The organism is Alteromonas sp. ABH2_165 (assembly GCF_056159945.1).
Genome location: NZ_JBSWWF010000005.1, coordinates 325,840 through 350,147 on the forward strand (window position 1 = coordinate 325,840; position 24,308 = coordinate 350,147).

Annotated in this window: 17 protein-coding genes; 13 read left to right on the plus strand and 4 right to left on the minus strand. The window is 49.1% G+C overall.

The window, feature by feature from the left end:
- Positions 1-24: 24 nt before the first annotated feature.
- Positions 25-747, minus strand: a complete 723-nt coding sequence (locus tag ACXAFQ_RS12160) for a TorF family putative porin (RefSeq protein WP_474822278.1) — start codon at positions 745-747, stop codon at positions 25-27.
- Between the two features lie 424 nt (positions 748-1,171).
- On the opposite strand from ACXAFQ_RS12160, the gene rpe reads away from it, so the two are divergent.
- The 8 genes from rpe to ACXAFQ_RS12200 all read left to right on the plus strand — a co-directional run bounded on the left by rpe (position 1,172) and on the right by ACXAFQ_RS12200 (position 9,760).
- Positions 1,172-1,849 carry a ribulose-phosphate 3-epimerase gene (gene rpe / locus ACXAFQ_RS12165; protein ID WP_474822484.1) on the plus strand — a complete coding sequence of 226 codons (678 nt, stop codon included), beginning with the start codon at positions 1,172-1,174 and terminating at the stop codon, positions 1,847-1,849.
- Positions 1,850-1,878: 29 nt separating this feature from the next.
- Positions 1,879-2,889, plus strand: a complete 1,011-nt coding sequence (trpS, locus tag ACXAFQ_RS12170) for a tryptophan--tRNA ligase (RefSeq protein ID WP_070126510.1) — start codon at positions 1,879-1,881, stop codon at positions 2,887-2,889.
- A 27-nt stretch (positions 2,890-2,916) separates the two neighbouring features.
- Positions 2,917-3,498 (plus strand): anthranilate synthase component II, encoded by a 582-nt coding sequence (locus ACXAFQ_RS12175; protein ID WP_474822283.1) that lies wholly within the window; start codon positions 2,917-2,919, stop codon positions 3,496-3,498.
- Between the two features lie 154 nt (positions 3,499-3,652).
- Positions 3,653-4,813: an HDOD domain-containing protein gene (locus tag ACXAFQ_RS12180; RefSeq protein ID WP_474822286.1), complete on the plus strand. Its 1,161-nt coding sequence runs from the start codon at positions 3,653-3,655 to the stop codon at positions 4,811-4,813.
- A 365-nt stretch (positions 4,814-5,178) separates the two neighbouring features.
- A complete protein-coding gene (locus ACXAFQ_RS12185) occupies positions 5,179-6,384 on the plus strand; it encodes an aspartate aminotransferase family protein (RefSeq protein ID WP_474822291.1) in 1,206 nt (401 codons plus the stop codon).
- A 24-nt stretch (positions 6,385-6,408) separates the two neighbouring features.
- Positions 6,409-7,446, plus strand: a complete 1,038-nt coding sequence (gene astA, locus ACXAFQ_RS12190; RefSeq protein ID WP_070126506.1) for an arginine N-succinyltransferase — start codon at positions 6,409-6,411, stop codon at positions 7,444-7,446.
- 15 nt (positions 7,447-7,461) lie between these two features.
- Positions 7,462-8,931: a succinylglutamate-semialdehyde dehydrogenase gene (astD, locus tag ACXAFQ_RS12195; protein ID WP_474822297.1), complete on the plus strand. Its 1,470-nt coding sequence runs from the start codon at positions 7,462-7,464 to the stop codon at positions 8,929-8,931.
- A gap of 22 nt (positions 8,932-8,953) precedes the next feature.
- The gene (locus ACXAFQ_RS12200; RefSeq protein WP_474822299.1) at positions 8,954-9,760 is read left to right on the plus strand and encodes a 2-oxoadipate dioxygenase/decarboxylase family protein; all 807 of its coding nucleotides are present in this window, start codon (positions 8,954-8,956) and stop codon (positions 9,758-9,760) included.
- A 99-nt stretch (positions 9,761-9,859) separates the two neighbouring features.
- On the opposite strand, the gene ACXAFQ_RS12205 is transcribed toward ACXAFQ_RS12200, so the two are convergent.
- The 3 genes from ACXAFQ_RS12205 to parC form a co-directional block, all read right to left on the minus strand.
- Entirely contained in the window at positions 9,860-12,007 is a 2,148-nt protein-coding gene (locus tag ACXAFQ_RS12205; RefSeq protein WP_474822301.1) for a putative bifunctional diguanylate cyclase/phosphodiesterase, read from the minus strand.
- 4 nt (positions 12,008-12,011) lie between these two features.
- A complete protein-coding gene (locus ACXAFQ_RS12210) occupies positions 12,012-12,548 on the minus strand; it encodes a heme NO-binding domain-containing protein (protein ID WP_474822305.1) in 537 nt (178 codons plus the stop codon).
- 109 nt (positions 12,549-12,657) lie between these two features.
- Entirely contained in the window at positions 12,658-14,943 is a 2,286-nt protein-coding gene (parC, locus tag ACXAFQ_RS12215) for a DNA topoisomerase IV subunit A (RefSeq protein ID WP_474822307.1), read from the minus strand.
- A gap of 195 nt (positions 14,944-15,138) precedes the next feature.
- Here parC and ACXAFQ_RS12220 point away from each other — a divergent pair, with 195 nt between their 5' ends.
- The 5 genes from ACXAFQ_RS12220 to ACXAFQ_RS12240 all read left to right on the plus strand — a co-directional run bounded on the left by ACXAFQ_RS12220 (position 15,139) and on the right by ACXAFQ_RS12240 (position 24,298).
- Positions 15,139-16,197, plus strand: coding sequence for a hypothetical protein (locus ACXAFQ_RS12220; RefSeq protein WP_474822311.1), 1,059 nt, complete (start codon positions 15,139-15,141; stop codon positions 16,195-16,197).
- Positions 16,198-16,256: 59 nt separating this feature from the next.
- Positions 16,257-18,296 (plus strand): GDSL-type esterase/lipase family protein, encoded by a 2,040-nt coding sequence (locus tag ACXAFQ_RS12225; protein WP_474822314.1) that lies wholly within the window; start codon positions 16,257-16,259, stop codon positions 18,294-18,296.
- A gap of 65 nt (positions 18,297-18,361) precedes the next feature.
- The gene (locus ACXAFQ_RS12230; RefSeq protein WP_474822318.1) at positions 18,362-19,858 is read left to right on the plus strand and encodes a rhamnogalacturonan acetylesterase; all 1,497 of its coding nucleotides are present in this window, start codon (positions 18,362-18,364) and stop codon (positions 19,856-19,858) included.
- 2 nt (positions 19,859-19,860) lie between these two features.
- Positions 19,861-20,709 (plus strand): sugar phosphate isomerase/epimerase family protein, encoded by an 849-nt coding sequence (locus ACXAFQ_RS12235; RefSeq protein WP_474822322.1) that lies wholly within the window; start codon positions 19,861-19,863, stop codon positions 20,707-20,709.
- Positions 20,710-21,280: 571 nt separating this feature from the next.
- Entirely contained in the window at positions 21,281-24,298 is a 3,018-nt protein-coding gene (locus ACXAFQ_RS12240) for a TonB-dependent receptor (protein ID WP_474822327.1), read from the plus strand.
- The last annotated feature ends 10 nt before the right edge of the window (positions 24,299-24,308 follow it).

A 24,308-nucleotide genomic window follows, 5' to 3' on the forward strand; every position in this document is an offset into this window, starting at 1 on the left:
CGTTAGAAATATTTTCGGTGAGACTTACAGCTCGAAGTCTACGCCGTAAGCAACAACGAATTTGATTGAATCGTTGTCAAAGGCATCTGCACCGGTGTCATCCAGGTCAGTACCAGTGATTGCAAAGCTGAAACCGTCTTTCGCGATAGATACTGCCCAGTCAGCGTAACCATCTGGAACACCGTTGAACGCTTCAGCGAAGTCACCTTGGTGATAACCTACGTGCAGACCCAGCTCAGCACCGCTTGCTACAGGCATTGCATAGTCAAGAGAAAGGTAAGAAGCTTGCGCAAAACCAAAGTCTTGGCCTTCACCTTCGTCGGCTTCAGTGTTAGCCAGCAGGTACAGAGACGCGCTGAAACCTTCGTAACCGATAGTACCGTAGATTTCACCGAAATCGAATTCAGCAACAGAATCGTAGTTGTAGTACAGGTAACCTACATCGTAAGTAAAGCCTTCAGCTTCACCAGAAAAACCGAAATACAGATCGTGCTCATAGGAGTAAACGTCGTCTGCACCGTAGTTTACGTTAGATACCCAAGTACCTGCGTAAAAGCCACTTTCGTCGGCGTAGTCGATACCACCTTGTACAGCTGCATCGTTAGTGGTTTGTGTAAGACCACGCCAGATGTAGTTGTTTGTTACACTTACGTTCGCACTCAATTCTGCAAAAGAAGGCGCAGAAGTTAATAAAGCAGCTGAAGATACTGCAACAGCCAGTAACGTTTTTTGAATGGAAGTTTTCATGTGTTCTCCGTTGGATTTATATAATTGTGTACTTAACTTGAGATTCTGTCTTATTGTTCTTTTTAATCTTGTCAGTAATAGGCAAAAGTGATGCCTAACTGGTTTTTTCGACGAAAAAATGAATAACTAACTGAAATCAATGAATTTTAATTCACATTTTCGTGGAACGTGAAGACGGTGTAAATCTTTAGCACCAAGATGGGTCGCACCAGGGAAAAGCAAAATCACCAAATTGGTGCATCGACGCAGAATGTGCGTTAGAACAGGAAAAAACTTCGGTAATTGACTGTGGGCAATCTAAGTCAATTGACTTAAATAGGCGTACGTTATAGCCAATACAGCGGGAAAACAGATGCACCACAAGACATCAGCATCGGCCCACGGTATCATTCAAACCGCTTCCTACCGTTTACAGGGTATCAACATGAAGAACTTCCTCATTGCTCCTTCTATTCTTTCAGCGAACTTTGCCAAACTGGGCGAAGATGTAGATGCAGTGCTCGCTGCTGGCGCGGACGTTGTGCATTTCGATGTCATGGACAACCACTATGTGCCCAACCTCTCATTTGGCCCGATGATCTGTGAAGCGTTGCGTAAACACGGTGTCACAGCCCCTATCGACGTACATCTAATGGTATCGCCAGTAGATGACCTTATTGAGAAGTTTGCTGATGCCGGTGCCAGCTACATTAGCTTTCATCCAGAAGCGTCGCAGCATATCGACCGCTCTTTGCAGCTCATCATAGATAAAGGCTGTGAACCAGGCCTGGTATTTAACCCGGCTACGCCGCTACATTATCTCGATCATGTTATCGACAAACTTCATCACATTCTTATCATGTCGGTGAATCCAGGTTTTGGTGGGCAAAAATTCATTCCATCTACCCTGGATAAAATCAGACAAGTAAAGCAGCGGATAGAAGAAAGTGGCAAAAATATCCGAATTGAAATTGACGGTGGGGTAAAAGTCGATAACATTCGTGCCATTGCCGAAGCGGGAGCAGATATGTTTGTTGCCGGTTCCGCCATTTTCAACGAACCCGATTACAAAGTTGTTATTGACCGCATGCGCGATGAACTGGCAGCAGCGCAAAACAACTAACACGCATTACAGCAGGTACAGGTAATAAAATGAGCAACAAACCAATCGTATTAAGCGGCTGTCAGCCATCAGGCCAACTTACCATCGGTAACTACATGGGCGCACTTAAGCAGTGGGTTTCTATGCAGGACGACCACGAATGCTTATATATGCTGGTTGATTTGCACGCGATTACCGTGCGCCAGGAACCTGAAGCCCTGCGTGAGGCATGTTTAGATGGCCTTGCTCTGTATCTTGCTTGCGGCATCGATCCTGAAAAAAGCACGTTGTTCGTTCAGTCTCACGTGCCAGAACATGCGCAGTTGGCGTGGATCTTAAACTGCTACACCCAAATGGGTGAATTAAATCGCATGACGCAGTTCAAAGATAAATCCGCCAAAAACGTCACCAACATCAATGCGGGCCTGTTCACCTACCCTGCACTCATGGCAGCCGATATCCTACTGTACCAGGCGAACCAGGTACCGGTTGGCGACGATCAGAAGCAGCATTTGGAACTGGCCCGAGACGTGGCGACCCGTATGAACAATATTTACGGTGACATGTTTGCCATTCCAGAACCTTTTATCCCCAAGTTCGGTGCGCGTATCATGAGCTTGCAGGAGCCGGCCAAGAAAATGTCTAAGTCGGACGACAACCCGAAAAATTTTATCGGTCTGCTGGAAGATCCGAAAAAACTGACCAAGAAAATTAAAAGTGCTGTTACCGATTCTGATGAACAGGCACGCATTTACTTCAACACCGAAGAAAAGCCAGGTGTTTCCAATCTACTTACTTTGCTGTCTCTCGCGACTGGGCGCTCTATCGACGAGTTGGTACCAGAATATGAAGACAAGATGTACGGGCATCTCAAAGGCGATGTCGCAGAAGCCGTAGTTTCACTGCTTGAGCCTGTGCAAACTCGCTTTAAAACGCTACGTGAAGACCGCGCTTATCTTGATGAAGTGATGAAAAAAGGCGCTGAGAAAGCCTCAGCCCGTGCAGCAGTTACACTGGATAAAGTGTACAACTCACTCGGCTTTTTACCGCGTCCGCGCTAAGCCACCTTTTACATATGGGATCAGCCAGTGTTGTTATTAATTGATAACTTCGATTCCTTTACCCACAACCTGGCCCGTTACTTTACGGAACTGGGCCAGGAAGTCAGTGTGGTGCGTAATGACGCCATCACACTGGCTCAGATCGAAGCAATATCTCCAGATTACCTTGTGCTATCGCCGGGTCCCTGCACGCCAGACGATGCCGGTATTACGTTAGCAGCCATCAAACACTTTGCCGGTAAAATTCCTATGCTCGGTGTTTGCTTAGGCCATCAATCTATCGGTCAGGTATTTGGCGGCACAGTAACCCGTGCAGACAAAGTCAGGCACGGAAAAACTTCACCACTTTATCATCGTGAAAGCGGGCTGTTTGAAGGACTGCCCCAAGGTTATGAAGTAACCCGTTACCACTCTCTGGTTATCGAACCTTCTACGCTGCCTGACACATTGCAGGTTGATGCCTGGTGCGAGGGACAAAGCGGAAAACGAGAAATCATGGCCATAAGTCATCAATCGCTTCCGGTTTGGGGGGTGCAGTTTCACCCTGAATCGTTACTGACAGAACATGGGCATGCAGTGCTGCAACGCTTTTTATCTCTAGCTTCATAATTTATCTTGCATAAATCGCTCAAAAAGCTAAAAAAAAACGCTATATTGGTCGATAAATGGGTACGATTAGAGTTATAGGTTTGTTGTCATGCTCTCACACCCAATACCCGAGAACAGCAAAAGTTGGTCAAATATCCGTAGGAACTTACTTGCCGTGAATGAAAACTCCGACAGTCTCCCTCCTGTATCTGAACGGTTTGATAACCTGCTAATCGACGCTGCTCGTGTATCTGAAATGATGGGCCGCAGAAGTCCGGGTGAGGTTGCCTTTGCCCAGTCGGAACAGGGTGATGCCAGACGACAGCTACTGCATGTTGAAAAAGTTGCCATTGAGAATAAGCAACTACAGCAAAAAACCGAAGCCAGCCTTATTGACCGCGTAAATGCAGAAGTACACCAGCACGTTTTTGATCTTATTCGCGGCGAAATTGAAGACGCAGAAACTGTACTCTCATCGGTTCTCGGTTTAAGTGAAGATGTGGCACCTTTGCTGGATGTGCTCTCGGTTCGCGCAACATCCATAACCCGTATCGAGTCACACGCCAGTGCATTACCTTGGCTTTACGATGACTTAATGGCTATCGTTAACACGCCTAAATTCAGACGTAAGGATTCCCGAGGAAAAATCATTCCTGTGGAAACCATGCGCACCGCATTGAGTTTTATCGGCATTGAAAACCTCAGATTGTTGATACCGGTATCGGTACTAAAACGAGCACTGCCTAAAATCACCGATCCTTACCCGGAAATTAAAACCCGGCTTTTAAAGTATGGCGAAGCCATTGGTTTATCCATGCGGGCGTTAGCTGACGATTACGGCGTGTCGCCGCACGAAGCTTTTACCATCGGTATCTTTTCCCAACTCGGGCGCAGCACTATTGCTCGGCTTTATTTCAAAGCCTTTGAGCAGGCAAAACTTTCACTGCTCAGAGAAGCTGAAATCGCCAGAAACGCACCACTGCACACCGCGATGCAGAAGGCGCAACCGTCGGCCAATTATCTTATTGCAATGCAAGAAGAACTCGCCCCAGCATTAACGGCTAAGCTCACCACAGCCATGGGTTTTAAGCGATTACGAATCGCACTGCCATTTACTGAAATTGCCGAACAAGATAAACACCCACATGACGTGACTGAACTGCTGAAAAAAGCCCAGGCTTACGCCTCTATCCGCATGTTACATCAGGGCAAATTCCTTGAGAAAAGTGAAATTCCGCTGGCACTGCACAAAACAGGTTTTGTTCGCAGCGAACGAGATGTTTTGAAGGTGACTGAGCTGTTCCAGCTTCCTCTCATCGATGATGATAAGATTTGATAGTGCCTTTTTAGTCCAAATCTGCGCACTTTTTAGACAAAAGCGTTCCAGCATATAAAGTTTTTTAGTGGATATTCATTCAAGCCAGTGCGTATCCACAACCTATACTAAGCTCACCACGGCCGGTTTCTGTTAGCTTGTTAACAAATTGCATCTCTTTCTGCTTAGCCTCTGCATGCTTATGCACTTTTTATGCAAAATGAGCTAAACCCCTCTAAAAATAAGGCCTTGAGCGGAACCCGCCGAGGTTACAAAGCGTCTTATTAGTGGCATACTGATAAGCTAATTCGTACTTTTCGCATCCAGAACTGATTCGCATACAAGCTTGTTTGCACCGCGGATGCCCGATAAAAGAGGTAACTGTAATGAACGTAACTCGCGCAACCTTCGACGAGGTCATGGTCCCTAACTACAACCCAGCCAACATGGTGCCGGTACGTGGTGAAGGCTCCCGCGTGTGGGATCAGGAAGGCAATGAATACATCGATTTCGCAGGCGGAATTGCGGTAAATGTACTGGGCCACTGTCACCCTGCTCTTGTCGGTGCATTAACAGAACAGGGCAACAAACTCTGGCACTTGTCTAACGTTTTCACTAACGAACCCGCATTACGTTTGGCGAAGAAACTTACCGACGCTACATTTGCAGAGCGCGTTTATTTCGCGAACTCAGGCGCCGAATCTAACGAAGCGGCACTGAAACTGGCTCGCCGTTATGCGTTGGAAAAATTTGGTGAAGATAAGAACGAAATCATTGCGTTTAACCAAGGCTTCCACGGCCGTACGTTCTTTACCGTAACAGTTGGTGGTCAGGCAGCGTATTCGGATGGATTTGGTCCTAAGCCAGGCGCGGTTCTGCACTGTGACTACAACGATCTGGAAGCGTTTGAAAAACTGATTTCTGAAAAAACCTGTGCAGTGATGATGGAGCCATTACAGGGCGAAGGCGGCATCATCTCTCCTGATGCAGACTTCGTTAAAGGCGTACGTGAATTGTGTGACAAGCACAATGCACTGCTGATTTTTGACGAAGTACAGTCGGGTGTAGGCCGTACAGGTCAGCTTTACGCTTACATGGGTCTGAATGTAACCCCTGATATTCTCACTACGGCGAAATCGCTAGGTGGCGGCTTCCCTATTGGCGCTATGCTGACAACGGCTGAAATTGCTGCGCATTTGAAAGCCGGTACTCACGGAAGTACCTATGGCGGTAACCCGCTGGCCTGTGCTGTTGCAGAAGCCGCACTCGACGTGGTGAATACCCCAGAAGTACTGAACGGTGTGGTTGAGCGTGAGAATCTGTTCCGCGAATTATTGGGCGAAATCAACGACAAATATAACGTGTTCTCTGAAGTGCGTGGTAAAGGTCTGCTGTTAGGTGCCGCCCTTAATCAAGACTATGCAGGTCGTGCCCGTGACTTCCTGGTTGCCGCCACAAATGAGAAACTGATGTGTTTGGTTGCGGGTGCCAACGTGGTACGTTTCGCGCCCTCACTGATCATCACAGAAGAAGAGATCCGTGATGGTATGGCGCGCTTCGAACGTGCAGTTGCCAATGTAGTTAACGCCTGAATTTAGGCTTGCGAGTAAGCAACTATGCATATCATTCGCCCAATCAACAATAACGACTACGACGCGCTGAATAACATCGCTGTTGAATCCGGTATTGGCTTTACCTCCTTGCCGGTGAACGAAACGCTGCTGCGCAAAAAAATTGCGCGGGCTGAAAAAGCGTTCTCCGAGCAAGTTACCCAGCCCGGCAATCAGTCGTATCTGTTTGTGATGGAAGATACCGTCACCGGTACTGTTGTCGGTACCACCGGTATCGAAGCCGCGGTTGGACTGGATGACGCGTTCTACCACTACCATTTGGGTAAAGTGGTGCACGCCTCCCGGGAATTGAATATCCACAACACGGTGGATATCCTCTCTGTGTGTAACGACTACACCGGTGTGACAGAAATCTGCACCCTGTTCCTGCGCGAGCAGGCTCGGGGCGGCGTGAACGGCCGTTTTCTGTCTAAAGTTCGCTTTTTGTTTATGATGGAACACCGTGAACGGTTCTCAGAAACCATCATCGCAGAAATGCGCGGTGTAAGTGACGAGGAAGGGAAATCGCCGTTCTGGGCGTGGCTAGAAGAGCATTTCTTCTCGCTGGACTTCCCTACCGCAGATTATCTTACCGGCATTGGCAATAAACGTTTTATTGCTGAACTCATGCCTAAATATCCTATTTACGTTAACTTACTGAGCAAAGAAGCCCAGGCAGTCATAGGTCAGGTTCATCAGAAAACCCGTCCTGCATTAATGCTGCTGGAAGAAGAAGGTTTCAGTTGCCGGGGTTACGTGGATATTTTTGATGCTGGCCCCACTGTGGAAGCTAACCTCAGTCATATTCGTACCGCTCAGATGAGCCGTAAACTGCCGATTGTCATCGATGATCAAGGTGCAGCTCAGGGCGGTCAAACTTGCTATATCATCAATACCTCTGTAGCTGATTTTCGCGCCGTTGCCACCGACTTGGCGGTTAGCGAAGATCGCGGTGTCGCCGTGATCTCACGATTAGCTGCAAAGGCACTTAATATAAACGAAGGCGACATGGTGCGATTCGCACCGGTCAGTTTTCGAGACTAACGACAGGACAATTTCATGCAAACTACGCACTTTATTAACGGTGAGTGGGTCGCTGGACTAGGCCACGCTCTGAAATCAATCGATCCAGCCAAAGATCAGGTTATCTGGGAAGGTCAGGCAGCCACGGCAGAGCAGGTAGATAATGCCATCGAAGCCGCCCGTAACGCACTGACCGACTGGTCATTCCGCAGTTTTGAAGAACGCCTGACTATCATTAAAAGATATGGTGAACTGCTGGCGGAACACAAGCTAGAATTAGCCAAGCTGATTGCCCGCGAAACCGGTAAGCCTGAGTGGGAAACAGCAACCGAAGTCGGCGCGATGACCGGCAAGATCGGTATTTCTGAGAAAGCCTATCACGACCGCACCGGTACGGTTGAAAACCCAATGCCAGTAGGTCAGGCATTTATCCGCCACAAGCCTCACGGTGTAGTCGCGGTATTTGGCCCTTATAACTTCCCTGGCCATCTGCCAAATGGTCACATTGTGCCTGCGCTCATGGCGGGTAACACCATCGTATTTAAACCTAGCGACCTTACTCCAGCCGTTGCTGAACTGATGGTTCAACTGTGGGAAAAAGCCGGTTTACCAGCAGGCGTACTGAACCTGGTTCAAGGTGAAGTAGAAACCGGTAAAGCACTGGCAACTCATGCGGGTATCGACGGTCTGTTCTTCACCGGTAGCTCGCGTACCGGCAAAATTTTGCACGAACAGTTTGCCGGTCACCCCGGTAAGATCCTGGCGCTGGAGATGGGCGGCAATAACCCGCTTATCGTTAAAGATGTGGCCGACACCGATGCAGCGGTGCACGATATCGTGCAGTCAGCCTTTGTCACCTCAGGCCAACGTTGTACTTGTTCTCGTCGTCTGTTCCTGCCAGAAGACGCCGCTGGTGATGCTATTCTGTCTCGTCTGATTGATGTGACAAAACAAATTAAAGTGGGTGAATACGACGCTGAAGATCAACCATTCATGGGCGCAATGATCTCTGCCAAAGCAGCAAAAATGATGGTCGACGCGCAAGCTGAACTGGTCAATCTTGGTGCCAATGTGTTGCTTGAACTCACGCAACCGGAAGCAAATAAAGGTTTTGCTACGCCGGGTATTATCGATGTGACCAGCATTCTTGCCAGTCTGCCGGATGAAGAGCATTTTGGTCCGTTATTGAAAGTGATTCGTTATAGCGACTTCGACGCCGCCATTAAAGAGGCTAACAACACCCGCTACGGTTTGTCTGCAGGCTTCCTGGGCGACAGCGAAGAAGATTACCGCTATTTCTTCCAGCGTATTCGTGCCGGTATTGTTAACTGGAACCGTCCAATTACAGGTGCAAGCAGTGCTGCTCCATTTGGTGGTGTGGGCGAAAGCGGTAACCATCGTGCCAGTGCTTACTATGCTGCAGACTACTGCGCCTACCCGGTAGCGTCTGTAGAACTGGACAAAGTGACCCTGCCTGGCTCGTTGAGCCCAGGTCTGACGCTGTAAACCAATAACAAGGACACAGACTATGCATACTAACGTAGATACGTTGTTTGCCCGCCTCTGGGACAAGTATGTCACTATCACACCATCAGCGCATAAAATTCATGCGCTGTTGGTCGGCGAAGAAAACGGTGACGACATCGTCAACGACCACGTCGCCTTTCGTACCTTTAACCTGGATAAAACCCGCCTCGACAAGTTGGCGGCGCATTTTCTGGCGTTAGGTTACGAAGAGAAAGGCCAGTACGATTTTGAAGCTAAAAAGCTCGATGCCAAGCACTTCGAACACCCGGACGATACAAAGCCAAAAGTTTTTATCAGTGAATTGCGGGTAGGCGAATTATCGCAGCAGGCGCAGAACATCATCAGCCGTCTGGTTGAGCAGATGGATGGCGAGCTGGTGACGGCGGAAACCTTCCTGTATTCAGGCCCACAGTGGGATTTATCGAAGGAAGACTACGACACCCTGCTGAACGAATCAGAATACGCAGCCTGGCTTGCGGCATGGGGTTTTCAGGCCAATCACTTCACAGTTAGTGTTAACCACCTGAAACAGACCCAGTCACTGTTTGATGTGAACACGTTGCTGAAAGAAGCTGGTTTTGTACTGAATACGTCTGGCGGCGAGATTAAAGGTGGTGAGGATGTGTGCCTGGCCCAGTCTTCCACCATGGCTGACAAGGCCGACGTGAAAATGGGTGATGAAACCCTGCAAATTCCTTCCTGCTTCTATGAGTTTGCACAGCGCTATGCTATGCCTGATGGCAAGCTGTACCAGGGGTTTGTAGCCGCGTCAGCAGATAAAATCTTTGAAAGCACGAATGCCCGTTAAAAGTCTGTCTCTTTAGGTAGTAGCTTTTAGCTCAGTAAAGAACAAAACAGCGGCTAGCCTTTAACCGGATAGCCGCCGTTTTTTTATTCGCCGCCGCAATCATTCTACGGAGGGGTGCATAGGAAGCCGTAAAATAAACTCACTGAACTGCGCGGGCTTATCAAAATAAAATCCCTGCAGCAGGTTCACATTTGCCTCACGAAGCAGGGGCAGATATTCAGCAAGCTCTACCCCTTCAATTACCGTGTGTATGTTTAATTGCTGCAACATGGCTATGATTCCCTGAAACAGCGCCAATGCCTTTTTGTTATAGTGAATATCTTTAAGCAGACTTCTGTCGAGTTTTACGGTGTCGAAATCGAACATTTTGAGATAACTCAGAGCAGAAAACCCACTGCCGAAGTCGTCCAGCGCGAGTGAAAAGCCACTTTGTCGCAAGGCATTCAATGCAGCCAGAGCGCGTTCTTCATTTTGAATGAATATAGATTCGGTTAGCTCAATCTCAATTAAGCGGGGCGGAATATTCCGGTTAAAGCAGATTTCAGAGGCTTCGGCAGGAAACAAAGGATCGAGTAATTGACTTGCACTTATGTTTACGGCCAGCGGAACGGTAAGCCCATGTTCTGCCATCACTTCCAGATAATCGCAGGCGCGGGATAGCGCCATCAAGCCAATCTGAAAGTCCAACTGATTTGCCTCCGCCAAGGGGATAAAAACGCCAGGCGACACATTGCCGTGCATGGCAGAATGCCAGCGGCACAACATTTCACCGGATTGCAGTACGCCCTTAATGTCGTATTTGCCCTGCACGTAAAAATCCAGCCGTTCTTGCTCAATGGCCTTGCGCAAGTCAGACAGTAAACTCACCTGGGCTTTCATGCTTTCCCACAAGCCCTGCTGATAAACATTGGCCCGCCCTTTACCTGCCATTTTCGCCTGGTACATTGCTGCGTCAGCATTTTGTATTAGACGCTCTATGCTTTCTCCATCATTCGGGTAGGAGGCGATGCCCACACTGGCAGACAATCGAAGTTCAGTACTGGTCGACATGATCTGCAATGATTCGATGCCGCTGATAATATATTCGCTGATGTCCATAGCCGTGTCTTCGCCACACGTGGGCAAAACAACAACAAATTCATCCCCGCCCCAACGAGTTACGATAGTGCCTTCGAGCCTAATCCTCTCGAGAAGCCTTGCCACACTACGAAGGCAATCATCACCCACTTCGTGTCCAGCACCATCGTTTACCAACTTAAAGCCATCAAGGTCGATAAACAGTAAACTGAACGCTTTTTCTTCCTGCAGTATGTACTGCAACGACTCGGTTAGACCGTTGCGATTATTGAGGCCTGTGAGATCATCGTGCATCGCCATCTGCCGTAAACGGTTTTCGTTAAACTTACGTTCAGAAATGTCGCGGATGGTGGCAATCACATAAGGCCGTTTTTGATACTGACTTTCAAATCGGGATAGCGAAACATCCACAGGAATTTCTCGCTCATCCGGTGTGATCAAAATACTCTCGAAACGGCTTTGAGAACCTGAAACTGAGGCAAAATGCCGGGCAGAATCTACCAGCATAGAGGGAAGCGAAGTGCCGATAAGCCGTTGCTTATCACCTGCGCGCAACATACCAACAAAGGCACCATTGCATTCGGTTATGGTGTAGTCGCTGGCAAGTACCAGCATGGGTTCGCGCGAGCTGGCAAAGGCGGATGCCATCAGATGAAAGGTTTGCTCAACTTCCCTTTCGCTCGTTATATCGCGGGTTGTGCCAACGATATGTACCGCTGAACCAAATTCATCTCGTTCAAGAACCCGCCCGCGCAAACGCATCCACATAAACTGTTTTTTGCGTTGAAACCGAAACGAAAACTCAAGACGGTCTTCACCTCCGTGCAGCACAATTGCCCATTGCAACTGGAGTTGGCTTAAATCTTCGTCGTGAATTTTTTGCAGTAAATCGAAGGGGTTACTTTGCCATTTTGACTCACGTGCAGAACGCAATGAAAAGGTGCGGATAGTGATCTCGTCGCAGTCAGCCTTCCATTCCCAGTAAGATTCCTGAGCGGCCCACATAGCCAGCCGTAAGCGACTCTCCGTACCTTGGCTTTGTTGTAACGCATCAAAAAGTGCCTCACTCTTTTCATTCAAGAGGCTTTCTGCCTGCCCTCGAGCGGCCTTTTCTCTGCTTAGGCGACGCTGTAGCGCTGCAATTTCCTTTTCTGCATCACGTTGAGACACGTCTTCATTCCACTGTTATTAAAAACTCGTAGGTGTGTGGTTTATCCGATTTAGTGGTTACCCGATGTATTTTCTGACCAAAGTATTCCGCTGCACCGTCCATTAATCCTTCAGCCAACGGCGCTAACTCACGCACTGAGTAGTATTCCAACACCATGGTATTCTCGGTGCGTGAAACGACAGTGAATGTAGGTAAATCGGCATCAGGATAAAGCTTTCTCACCTGAACATGGATATCGTTATCTAGCACGCTCAGTGCATCTAATAGATTCTTGCTTCCGGACATCACCTGCCCGTGCGACTGCGCTAAGCGGCCGAACAGGTAATAGCCGAAACCGTGAAGCAGTTCTTCAGGTGGCTTGCCGGTTTTCGCCACCAGCACGCCAAGAATCTTCTGCATCTCACTGAACGGGTAATACCCCACGGAGGTATATGCACCATCGTTATCCAGTTCAGCTTCGGTGATTACCTCATCGGCAAATTCCGGCGACACATTTTCTTCAAGCATTTCTATCAATGTTGTAAAAACAACCCCAAGCATACTCAGACCCTTTTAAAACTGTCTGAATTGAGTTTAGCCGAATGTTGGCGTTCAACAACTCATAGGGGCCGGATATTCAGTATGTTTCTCCATCACAGGTTAAGAAATACTACTCCTGATTTTCTTCTGGTTGTGCGCCTTTAGGCAATTCAACCACCACTTCATCAACGCGCTGTAAGCCCCGTGGAAGTTTATTACCCCGACGTCCACGTTCACCGTGATAGTGCTCGAGGTCCGATGGCGACAGCGTCATACTGCGTTTACCGGCCACCACTTTCACAGAAGCGCCTTCTGGCACTACGGCGAGTGCACACACATATTCTTCACGGCTTTTCGCCTTGGCAGACGGAATATTAATAATCTTATTCCCCTTACCCTTCGACAAACTCGGCAAGTCGCGCAGTGGAAACAGTAGCATGCGGCCTTCGTTTGAAATGGCCAGACAGAAATCGGATTCAATCAAGTTTACCCGCTGCGGCGTGATCACTTTTGCGGCGGTAGGCAAACTCAGGAAAGCCTTACCCGCTTTGTTTTTACTGATCATATCAGCAAATTTGCCAACAAAGCCGTAACCAGCGTCAGAGGCAATCAGGTAGCGCTGTTCTTCATCCCCCATCAGCACATCGGTGAATTGCTCGCCACCCACTACGCTGAAACGCCCGGTAAGCGGTTCGCCTTGACTACGGGCAGACGGTAAACCATGAGCATCGCAAGAGAAGGTTCGCCCGGATGTATCGAGGAACACCGCGGGTTGGTTGCTACGGCCTTTGGCGCTGGCAAGATAGCCATCACCCGATTTGTAGCTAAGCCCTTCCGCGTCCACATCGTGGCCTTTGGCACAGCGCGCCCAGCCTTTTTCAGACAGCACCACAGTAACCGCTTCAGACGGAATAAGTTCTTTTTCAGACAGTGCTTTGGCTTCGCCCCGCTCTACCAGCGGAGAACGGCGGTCATCGCCGTACTTTTCGGCATCTTCAAGAATTTCTTTCTTGATAAGGGTTTTCAGGCGACGATCTGAACCCAGCAGAGTTTCTAGCTTCTTGCGCTCTTCTTCCAACTCATCCTGCTCACCACGAATTTTCATCTCTTCCAGCTTGGCAAGGTGACGTAGTTTCAGTTCGAGGATGGCTTCGGCTTGTTTATCTGAAAGCTCGAAGCGTCGCATGAGTTCCGCCTTCGGATCTTCAAAGGTACGGATAATCTCAATCACTTCGTCGATATTCAGGAAGGCAATCATCAAACCTTCAAGAATATGTAAACGGGCCAGTACTTTATCTAAGCGATATTGCAGACGGCGGGTAACCGTGTCTTTACGGTAAACCAGCCATTCGGACAGAATCGTACGCAGATCTTTGACCTGCGGACGACCATCCAGACCTATCATGTTCAGGTTTACCCGGTAGCTCTTTTCCAGATCCGTGGTAGCAAACAAGTGCTGCATTAACTGTTCAGTGTCGACCCGGTTAGAGCGCGGTGTGATCACCAATCGGCAAGGATTTTCATGGTCCGATTCGTCTCGCAAATCGCTCACCATGGGCAGCTTTTTGGCCTGCATCTGACCAGCAATTTGTTCCAGCACTTTCGCGCCAGAGGCCTGATGAGGCAATGCGGTAATAACGATGTCGCCATTCTCTTCTAAGAATACCGCACGCATTTTTACCGAGCCACGACCGGTTTCGTACAGTTTACGAATATCACTGCGAGGGGTAATAATTTCGGCATCGGTGGGGAAGTCCGGGCCTTGTACATGTTCAAGTAGGTCGGATAATTCGGCTTTGCTGTTATCCAACAGCAATGCGCAGGCATTTGCCACTTCACGCACGTTATGCGGCGGAATATCGGTGGCCATACCCACTGCGATACCAGTTACGCCGTTAAGCAGAATGTGTGGCAAGCGCGCAGGCAGGTTTTTTGGCTCGTTCAGTGTACCGTCGAAGTTAGGTACCCAGTCAACGGTGCCTTGTCCCAATTCTCTAAGCAGCACTTCACTGAAGCGTGACAAACGGGCTTCGGTATAACGCATGGCTGCGAACGACTTGGGATCATCCGGTGCACCCCAGTTGCCCTGTCCATCCACCAGCGGATAGCGGTACGAAAACGGCTGCGCCATCAGCACCATGGCTTCGTAACAGGCGGAATCGCCGTGTGGGTGGAATTTACCCAATACGTCACCCACGGTTCTGGCGGATTTTTTATACTTGGCGGTAGCCGATAACCCCAGGTCAGACATCGCATAAATAATGCGTCGTTGAACGGGTTTTAAGCCATCAGAAATATGTGGTAGCGCCCGATCCATAATAACGTACATGGAATAATTGAGGTAGGCGTCTTCGGTAAACCGGCGCATCGGCAGCTGCTCAATACCGTCCCGGTTGATAATAATGTCGTCGCTCATGCGTTCTTTTCGTTATGTAGATGATTCACTGCTTTTGAGCCATTGTGAGCCAATCAATGCCGAAGCGCAATATGCCGGAAGGCGGTATGCCTGCATAAGCGGAATTTCACAATTGAAACTAACCGACGATGACGATTTGAACGACTTGCTGGCAGTTTCACGTTCACTCTACACTCGCGTATAGGACAGAACAAAATGACCAAGGAACCTATGCCTGCTCGCCATCTTATTAAGCTCAGTCTTTTGCTTGCCGCTACGCTGCTTTTCGCGTGTAGCTTTAACACCCGCAACACTCAGCAGCAAATGGTAAATACTCAGCCAGCACCAACACCACTTTATCGTGACCCTATATACGACGGCGCGGCCGACCCCACGGTCATGTGGAACCCTCAAACCAAAACCTGGTTTATGTATTACACCAATCGACGAGCCAATATGCAGTCTCCAGATGGCGTAGAGTGGGTGCACGGCACGCCCATTGGCATCGCAGAATCGTCTGACGGCGGTGTCACCTGGAAATACAAAACGGATGCGGTTATTCACTACCCCACAACATCACCGGATGAAATAACCTACTGGGCACCGGATGTATTTTTCGATGGTACGCAATGGCACATGTACCTCACCATTGTGCCCGGCATATTTAGCGACTGGAAACATCCCCGCACCATCGCCCACCTGACCAGTTCAGATATGCTCGAGTGGCATTATCAGTCCACGCTGTCACTGGCAAATGGGAAAGTGATTGATGCCGATGTGATTGCTCTACCAGAAGGTGGCTATCGCATGTTCTACAACAACGAACCTGACGGTAAATCAGTGTATTTTGCTGATAGTGAGGATTTGTTTCATTGGCAAGACAAAGGCAAAGCGGCCCTGGCTAGCCGTGGCGAAGGCCCGGTGGCATTCAGCTGGCGAGGATACTGGTGGCTAATTGTCGACGCATGGCGGGGATTAGCGGTATACCGTTCTGATGATCTCATGCAGTGGCAACAACAACCCGGATATCTGCTAGGCGAACCGGGTATCGGCAAGGATGACGGCATCAATGGCGGCCATCCCGACGTGGTTGTGGAAAACGGTCGCGCCTACTTGTTCTATTTCACCCACGGTGGCCGCATTGGAGACAACGCCAATAAAGATAACGTTGAGTCACGTCGCAGCAGTATTCAGGTGACGGAGTTAATCATGAATGACGGCAAAATTTCCACCGACAGAAATGCGCCCACCTTCATTACGCTACCTGAAAAATAAAACCCTCGGTTCATATGTGAAATTAATCCTTCATAGTTGTTTACGACATGTGAACAGGCGTGATTGAATTTAACCGACTTATTATTAATCATGATGTGAAATCTATGCGTTCTGACTTTTCTTTAATCAAGGTGTTCAAGACCCTGACCGCTGTCAGTGTACTCACCACTGTTATTGGTTGCTCGCAAACGCAAGAAAACCATGACGTTCAAGCACAGGTAGATTATCCCGCTTATCTGTTTGCCTCTTTTCGCGGCAACGGAGAAGACGGCTTACATCTGGCTTACAGCCGAGACGGCCTTAACTGGACTGCGCTGAATAACGATGAATCGGTGCTGCCCCCCACCGTAGGCACAAAGCTTATGCGCGATCCCACGCTTATTCGCGGCGTGGACGGATTTCACATGGTGTGGACATCAGGTTGGCAGGATAACGGCATTGGTGTAGCCCACTCACAGGACTTAGTAAATTGGAGTGACCAGCAGTTTGTACCTGTAATGCAGGATTACCCTTCTGCAAGAAATGCCTGGGCGCCAGAAATCATCTGGGACAACGATGCGCAAAACTATCTGATTTTCTGGGCAACTACCCTTCCAGGCACTTATCCAGACACCGAAGCGAAAGCGGATAAAGGCTGGGATCACCGCATTTACGCCACCCACACCGCTGATTTCAAAGCATACTCAGACACTGAACTGTACTACCAACCCGACTTCAACGTCATTGATGCGACAATCACACCGGTAGATAACGGCTATGTCATGCTAGTTAAAGACGAAACGCGATATCCGGCTGCGAAGAGACTGCATGCCGCGTTCAGCGATTCAATCTCCGGCTTCTGGAGTCTGGATGCAAAAGCGTTCTCGCCTGATGGATTATGGGTGGAAGGCCCCACCGTCTTGCCGTTCACGCTTAACGGTGAACAAGGCTACATGGTGTACTTCGATGCCTACATGAATCATCAATTTGGTGCCATGTTCACCAAGGATTTCAAAGCCTGGGAAGATAAGACGCCCAGCTTGAATCTACCCACAGGCACCCGCCATGGTAGTATGCTAGGGGTGACCGAAGCAGAACTACAACAACTGATTAACGCATACGGCGACAACACCACGCATTTTACCCCGGCGCAACTTCAGGAAGTTTGTACCGGTGAGCCTCTCTCCTGCCAGCTATCAGCGAGTTCCGGTAACTATGGTGTAGCAATCACCTCCAGCAGTAAATACTCATCTGTTTATGCCGAAAGCCGTCGACTGATGTATGCACCGGAAGTTGCAGAGCAGAGTACACCAGTGCTTCATCTTGCAGTGAACGTGCGCGATGCAGAGGGCCAACCGATACAGGATATCGACGAGCCCAATGTGGATGGTCTTAATGTAACTCTGACCCAACCGCTCAGCGAAATCACCGGCATTGATGTAACGAAGAAAGCACACACCCGTTCGTTGTTCATTATTGGCGACTCCACCGTAGCCGACCAGACGCGCCAATGGCAGAAGCCTGCAGAACAACGCTACAGTGGCTGGGGACAAATGCTACCTGCCTGGTTCGGCCCTACCATCACCGTAGTGAACTACGCCGACAGCGGCGAAGGTACCGAGGCGTTTTCTGTTCCAGATGGCGTGCTTTGGCAGCAAATGGCGGGGCAGATCCAGCCAAATGACTGGGTGCTTATTCAGTTGGGTCACAATGACAAGAAAACCTCCAGAGGCGACTATGTAAACCGCATGAATGGGTTGCTGGAGACCATTATTGGAAAAGGCGCGCACCCGGTGCTGATTTCCCCCATGATCAGAAACCACGGCATTGAACTAAGCGAACAGCATATTTACGGCGACCTCGTACTACGCAATGAACTTCCCGAAATCGCCAAGCAGAATCATGTGCCATACATCGATTTAATGTCGGTGACCAATGACTGGGCCAACAAGCTTGGCCAGAAAAACGCGCAAACCTTTTTTGTAGAGAAAGACAAAACCCACACAAACCAACAGGGCGCACTCACCTTCGCCGGTTTTATCATTGAGGAAATCAAACGCCAGCAGTTACCACTGACACACTATTTACGTGCAACGGCTAAACAAGGAACAGGTCAGTAACCATGAATTCATCACAGCATTTTCGTTTTCTTACGTACTTTCTATTCTCGTTGTCAGCAATATTAATGTTGAGCGCATCAGCGCACAGTAAAGAAGCCGAAACACTTTCACCCGCCACTATCTTTATTGCGGGAGACTCTACCGCTGCCACTTATACGAATGCCGATCATCAGGGCTGGGGCGCCATGTTCAGCGACTTCTTTAATGAAAGCAAAGTCCGTATCGACAACCGTGCCCGTGGCGGCCGCAGTACCCGCACATTCATCGCCGAAGGACTCTGGCAGAAGCTCATAGACGATATCAAACCCGGCGATGTGGTGCTTATCCAGTTTGGCCACAATGATGCCAGCCCGGTTAACGACGACTCCCGCGCCCGCGGCACCATACGTACCACCGAAGATGATTACCGCGACATTCATAACCTGCTGACCGATAAAGATGAACGGGTGTATTCCTTCGGCCACTATATTCGCCAAATGGTTAGTGACGTACGCAAAAAAGGCGGTGTGCCTGTGTTGCTGTCGCTCACCGTGCGTAACATCTGGAAAGGCGAGCGTATCGAACGGGGCTCCGGTGAATATGGCGGCTTCATGCATTCACTGGCGATGGAGCTGAATACACCGTTTATCGATGTGACTAATGCTGCCGCCGATGAGCTGGAGGCACTGGGCATGGAAAAGACCGCTGCCCTCTATCCCAAAGATCACACCCACTTTCATACGGAAGGCGCGAAGCTTCACGCCCGAAAAGTAGTGGCTGCGATGAAAGGCCTGCGCCCTGCGCTGCCCGACGACTATTTCTCTGCCGAAGGCAAGGCTGTGGATGCCTACGGTTGGACTTTTGTGAACCTGCCCGTAGTGCAAAACCCGTCACTGCGCAGTGTATTCACTATTGGTGATTCAACAGTACGCAATGGCCGTGGAGACGGAAGTAACGAACAGTGGGGCTGGGGCGACTTTATTCATGAGTTTCTGCCGAATGCAAACGTGAATTTCGTGAACCGTGCCGTGGGCGGACTCAGCAGTCGGACTTTCATTACCGGCGGCCACTGGCAACGGGCCCTGAATATGATGAAACCCGGCGATATATTGCTGATGCAGTTCGGGCACAACGACGCCGGTGCGCTGAACGATGATTCGCGGGCACGGGGCACCATTCGCGGCACGGGCATGGCAGAAGAAACCATCGACAACATGCTGACGGGCGAACAGGAAACCGTGCACTCCTACGGCTGGTACCTTCGCAAGATGGTGGGTGAAGCAAAAGCTCGCGGTGTTATCACCGTGATCTGCTCACCCGTGCCTCGTAAGAAATGGGAAGAAAACGGCTTCCGCATTGCCCGCGCTACAAATAGCTACCCGCAGTGGGCAGAGCGTGTAGCCCGCAGCAGTCAGTCTGGCTTTATTGATTTACATGAGCTTGTTGCTAGCGCTTACGATGGGAAACCTCATGAAGAAATCGATGGCTATTTCGGTGATGCGCATACCCACACCAGTGAGACTGGTGCGCGGATGACGGCAGAAATTGTCGCTGAACGCCTTAAACCCATGTTGGGGCTGTAACGATGAAAGGTGTGAATATAGGCGTACGCGCCCACGATTTCGCCCCTGGCACACCAGAGCAAGTTGCCGATGATCTTAGCCAATATCCCATTTCCTGCGTGCAGTTGGCGCCATTAAAATCGTTTCCCTATCTTGAAGAAGAACCGGCACGATTAACAAAAGCCTATGCCCAGAGAACCCGCGATGCGTTTGCCGCTAAAGGTTTACAAATTGGCGTGCTCGGTTGCTATATCAACCCAGTGCACCCAGATCCGGCAAGCCGAGAAGCCTCGCTAAGCTGGTTTGAAAAACACCTGGAACTGGCGGCTTCCTTCGGCTGCAATATCGTGGGCACGGAAACCGGAAGCCGCAATGCAGATTGTACACATCACCCTGACAATCTCACCAGCCGTGCCTTTGATGAACTGGTTGAATCGGTATCCAGGCTGGCAGCGACAGCAGAAAAGTATCAGGTGAACGTAGGCATAGAGGGGGTCGCTTACCACCACATCATCAATTCAGCAGAGCGAATGGCTGAAATGCTGAAGCAGGTGAACTCGCTTTACGTGAAAGTGATTTACGATCCGGTAAATCTGTACCCACAAATCATGATGGCAAAGCAAGAGGATGAACTCGACAAGTCTTTCGACCTTTTTGGTGATGCGATTGTCGCATTTCACAGTAAAGACTTTGTGCTTAATAACCACAATAAAGAAGGGGATTTACCCTCAGGTACAGGCAGCATGAATCATCACTATTTACTCCGCTGGATTCACAACAACACGCCCGACGTACCCGTTATTTTGGAAAACACCAATTGCAACAACGTGTCATCTGTACTCAATTTCATGCAGTCACAACTTACTATCTGAACAAAAACTACGTGCCGGTTTTGAACGACTGAGGCGCTTATTTACCTTTTCTCACGCGTGTTTATCCAAATTTCTGTACCCTACCTACCGAAGGATAAACACGCAACTTCATTCAAATAATCGCTTCTGGAAAACCTAAGTAGTGCCGTTATCACGGTGCACCTGCGCATTTCCCTCATTTGATTTGTTCCATATTTAAAATTTTTTTTACATTTTGAGAATTTATTTCTCGCTGTTTTCAGGTGATTTTCACGTGAAATTTCTGCGGCGAGTAACCTATGAGCCCGATAAGCGGCAAAAACGTGCTCTTTTTCATAGCCTTAAAAATATTAAAAATCAGTACCTTAACCATAACATCAATCACCCTATTCCACTATTGAAACTTAATGGTTAATTGTCGCGGAAAATCTTGACGCGTGAGCGGGGATGAAAACCCTTGATTGGAAATGATTGGGGCATGTTGACGCAATTTTGGCCCACGATTACCATCCGGATCGATGTAAATAAAATATTAAAAACATGTACGGAAGCTTACATCAAAACCAGGCCATAACAGCTAATCGAGGTTAAAATGACAAACTTCAAGGACAACAGAAGACAAGCCGGTCAGTACCCTACACTCGCCACTGCCCGCAAACCACTAGCCACTCTTATTTCTCAATTGTTGATTGCAGGTTCTTGCGCCACACTGGCCATGACTGCACCGGCATTTGCTCAGGACAACACGCAACAGCAACGCGAGGACAGCGTTAAAGTCGCGGACACGGCAAATACCAAGACAACAGAAGAAAACGAAGAAGAATTCGAAACCGAAATCATCGAGGTGAAAGGTATCCGCGCCAGCCAGCGTGGAGCTATCGACCGTAAAAAGATGGGCGGTACTATCATGGACTCACTGGTCGCCGAAGATGTTGGTCAGTTCCCAGATAAAAACGTGGGTGAAGCCCTGCAGCGTATTCCCGGCGTTCAGCTTGACCGTGACTTCGGTGAAGGTGCATCAATCAGTATCCGGGGTGTTGAACCCAGCCTGCTACGGGTTGAGGTAAACAACGTATCCGCTCAAGGTTTTGGCGGTCAGCGCGCCGTTGACTTCCGAGCCATGGCTTCCGAGCTGATTCGCTCTTTGGACGTTATTAAGGGCTCAGAAGCCCGTCTCACCGAAGGTGGCATTGGTGGTACCGTGCAGGTAAACACCCGTAAGCCTAACGAGTTTGAAGAGAACTACCTGTCGTTGAATGCTGAAGGTCAGTATAACGACCTTACCGGCGAACCGAATGACCGATTCAATTTGGTTGGGGTATATAAATTTAATGACGACTTAGGTTTATTGGTTAACCTTACGTCGGAAACCAAAAACACCATGATTCACGCCATTCGTAACACCGAATGGATGCTGTTTGATGATTACGATAACAGCTCGGAAAAGACATTTGAGAACGAATATGCCGGAGTAACCGATCAAGCTGCTTGTGTTGACGTAGACGACCCCACGCTATGCGAACAGCAATGGTATGAGTTTTCACCACGTATTCCACGCTATGGTATCTGGGGCCGTGAAGAAGACCGTATCAGCGCGAATGCAATGATTCAGTATCAGTGGAACGACCGGTTGTCTTCTCACATCGGTTACACCTATAACGACCGGGATAAGCTGGCTACCGACCTTAACCTTCATCTCGAATCCGGTTCAGCAGCCAGAGTGAATCCAGACTCAGTAGTGGTTGATGACCAACACAATGTTACCTACTTCGAAACTGCCCTCGCTGGAGTGACGAACCGTACACTGAAATTCGGTTGGGAACAGACCACTTCTATTCTTGAAACCGGATTCCGGTACGACGGCGACACCTGGACCCTTGAAGGTCTGGCCTCACAATCAGATTCAACCCAGGACATCGATTCTAAAGACACCCACATTACGGCTGAAGGGATCGCCGGTATTGCCGTGCAGCTAAACAACGAAGGTATGCCGGAGTGGAATTTCAATGATGGCTATTTCTACAATAGCGATAACCCTGCTGACATGTCTGACGGCTTCGATGTAAATGACCCGTCCAGCTATCGCTCACGTTCGCGCTACAAGTACGCACCAAGCCACGATGAGTCTGAAGAAACCATGGCGAAACTGGATTTCACCTACATTCCAGATTCTGACTTTGTAACTAAAATCCTAACCGGTGTGCAGTACACCAAACAGGATATGGTTAACGCCAACTGGCAATACAACATCATTCGGGATGTTGGACAAGAATACAATGGAGTTGAATGGACTGTTGATGATCAGGTTGCGTTGATTTCCGGAAATACCTTCCAGTCTGATGAGCTGTTTGATGGCTACGACTTACCGGTAGATACGGTGGGTAGTTATCAGGCTGTCGATACCTTCCCGTTTATCGATGCCATTCAGGCCATTGCAGATGACAACACAACCCGTGAAGATCTCGACGTGCGCTCTGGTAACTACGATGTGTCTGTAGAAACCCGGGCAATTTATCTGCAAGGTAATTTCGAGACTTACTTTGGCGATATGCGCCTTTGGGGTAACGTGGGTGTGCGTTATGTTGAAACGGACACCGCAGCCAACGGCGACGTACGTGAAATTATCATCGTCGACCAGTTAGATGAAAACGGCAATGTAATGACCAACCCGAATACCGGAGAAGATCTGGCCGGTGTGGAAGACCCGGATAGCCCGGATTGGTTTGAAGGTCGCCGTACCGTTGAAGGCGACTACAGCGACACGCTGCCAAGCATCAACCTCAACCTGGGTATTATTCCTAATGAGCTGGTACTTTACATGGGCGCTGCAAAAGTGATGTCACGCCCTAAAACAACCGATCTTAACGTGAATGCAACCTGTACGGTTTACCAAACACGCCGTTCTGTTGAAGATCAAATCAATAACGTATGTACTGCCGGTAATCCAGCACTTAACCCATACCGTGCTACCCAATTCGACGTTGCGCTGAACTGGTACCCGGATGAAAACTCGGTACTCTCAGCAGCATACTTTGTTAAAGACATTACCAGTTGGATCATCAATGCAGAAACCCGCTACGATGTGGATTTCTTCGGTGATGGTCGCCTTTGGGATGTTCGCCAGAAAGTGAATGGTTCAGGGGTAAAAACCCACGGTATCGAACTGCAGGCTTCAACAACCTTCACCTGGTTACCCGCACCGTTTGACGGCTTCGGGGGCGCGGTGAACTATACCCGTATGTCTGCGGATGATGTAGGTCTGTTTAACCAGCTAAATGGTGAAGAGCTGCCATTCCCCTCTCAGTCTGAGAACAGCTATAACCTCACTGCGTTCTACGAAACTGACGTTTGGAGTATTCGTCTGGCGTACAACTACCGTGATGAATATCTGGCGTCTCCTGCAGACCGTTCAGGTAACCCGGTATTTGTAGATGATTCAGGCTATCTCGACGCCAAGATTGTTTATAACATCACTGAAAATCTGCGGGTTTATGCTGATGGTCGTAATCTGACTGGCGAAGTGAAGTCTTATAATGCCGGTGAACACCGCCTGTCCGACATGCAGTGGTCGGGTCGTGAATATGCGGTAGGTGTGACCTACCAGTTCTAATCCGTTTCCC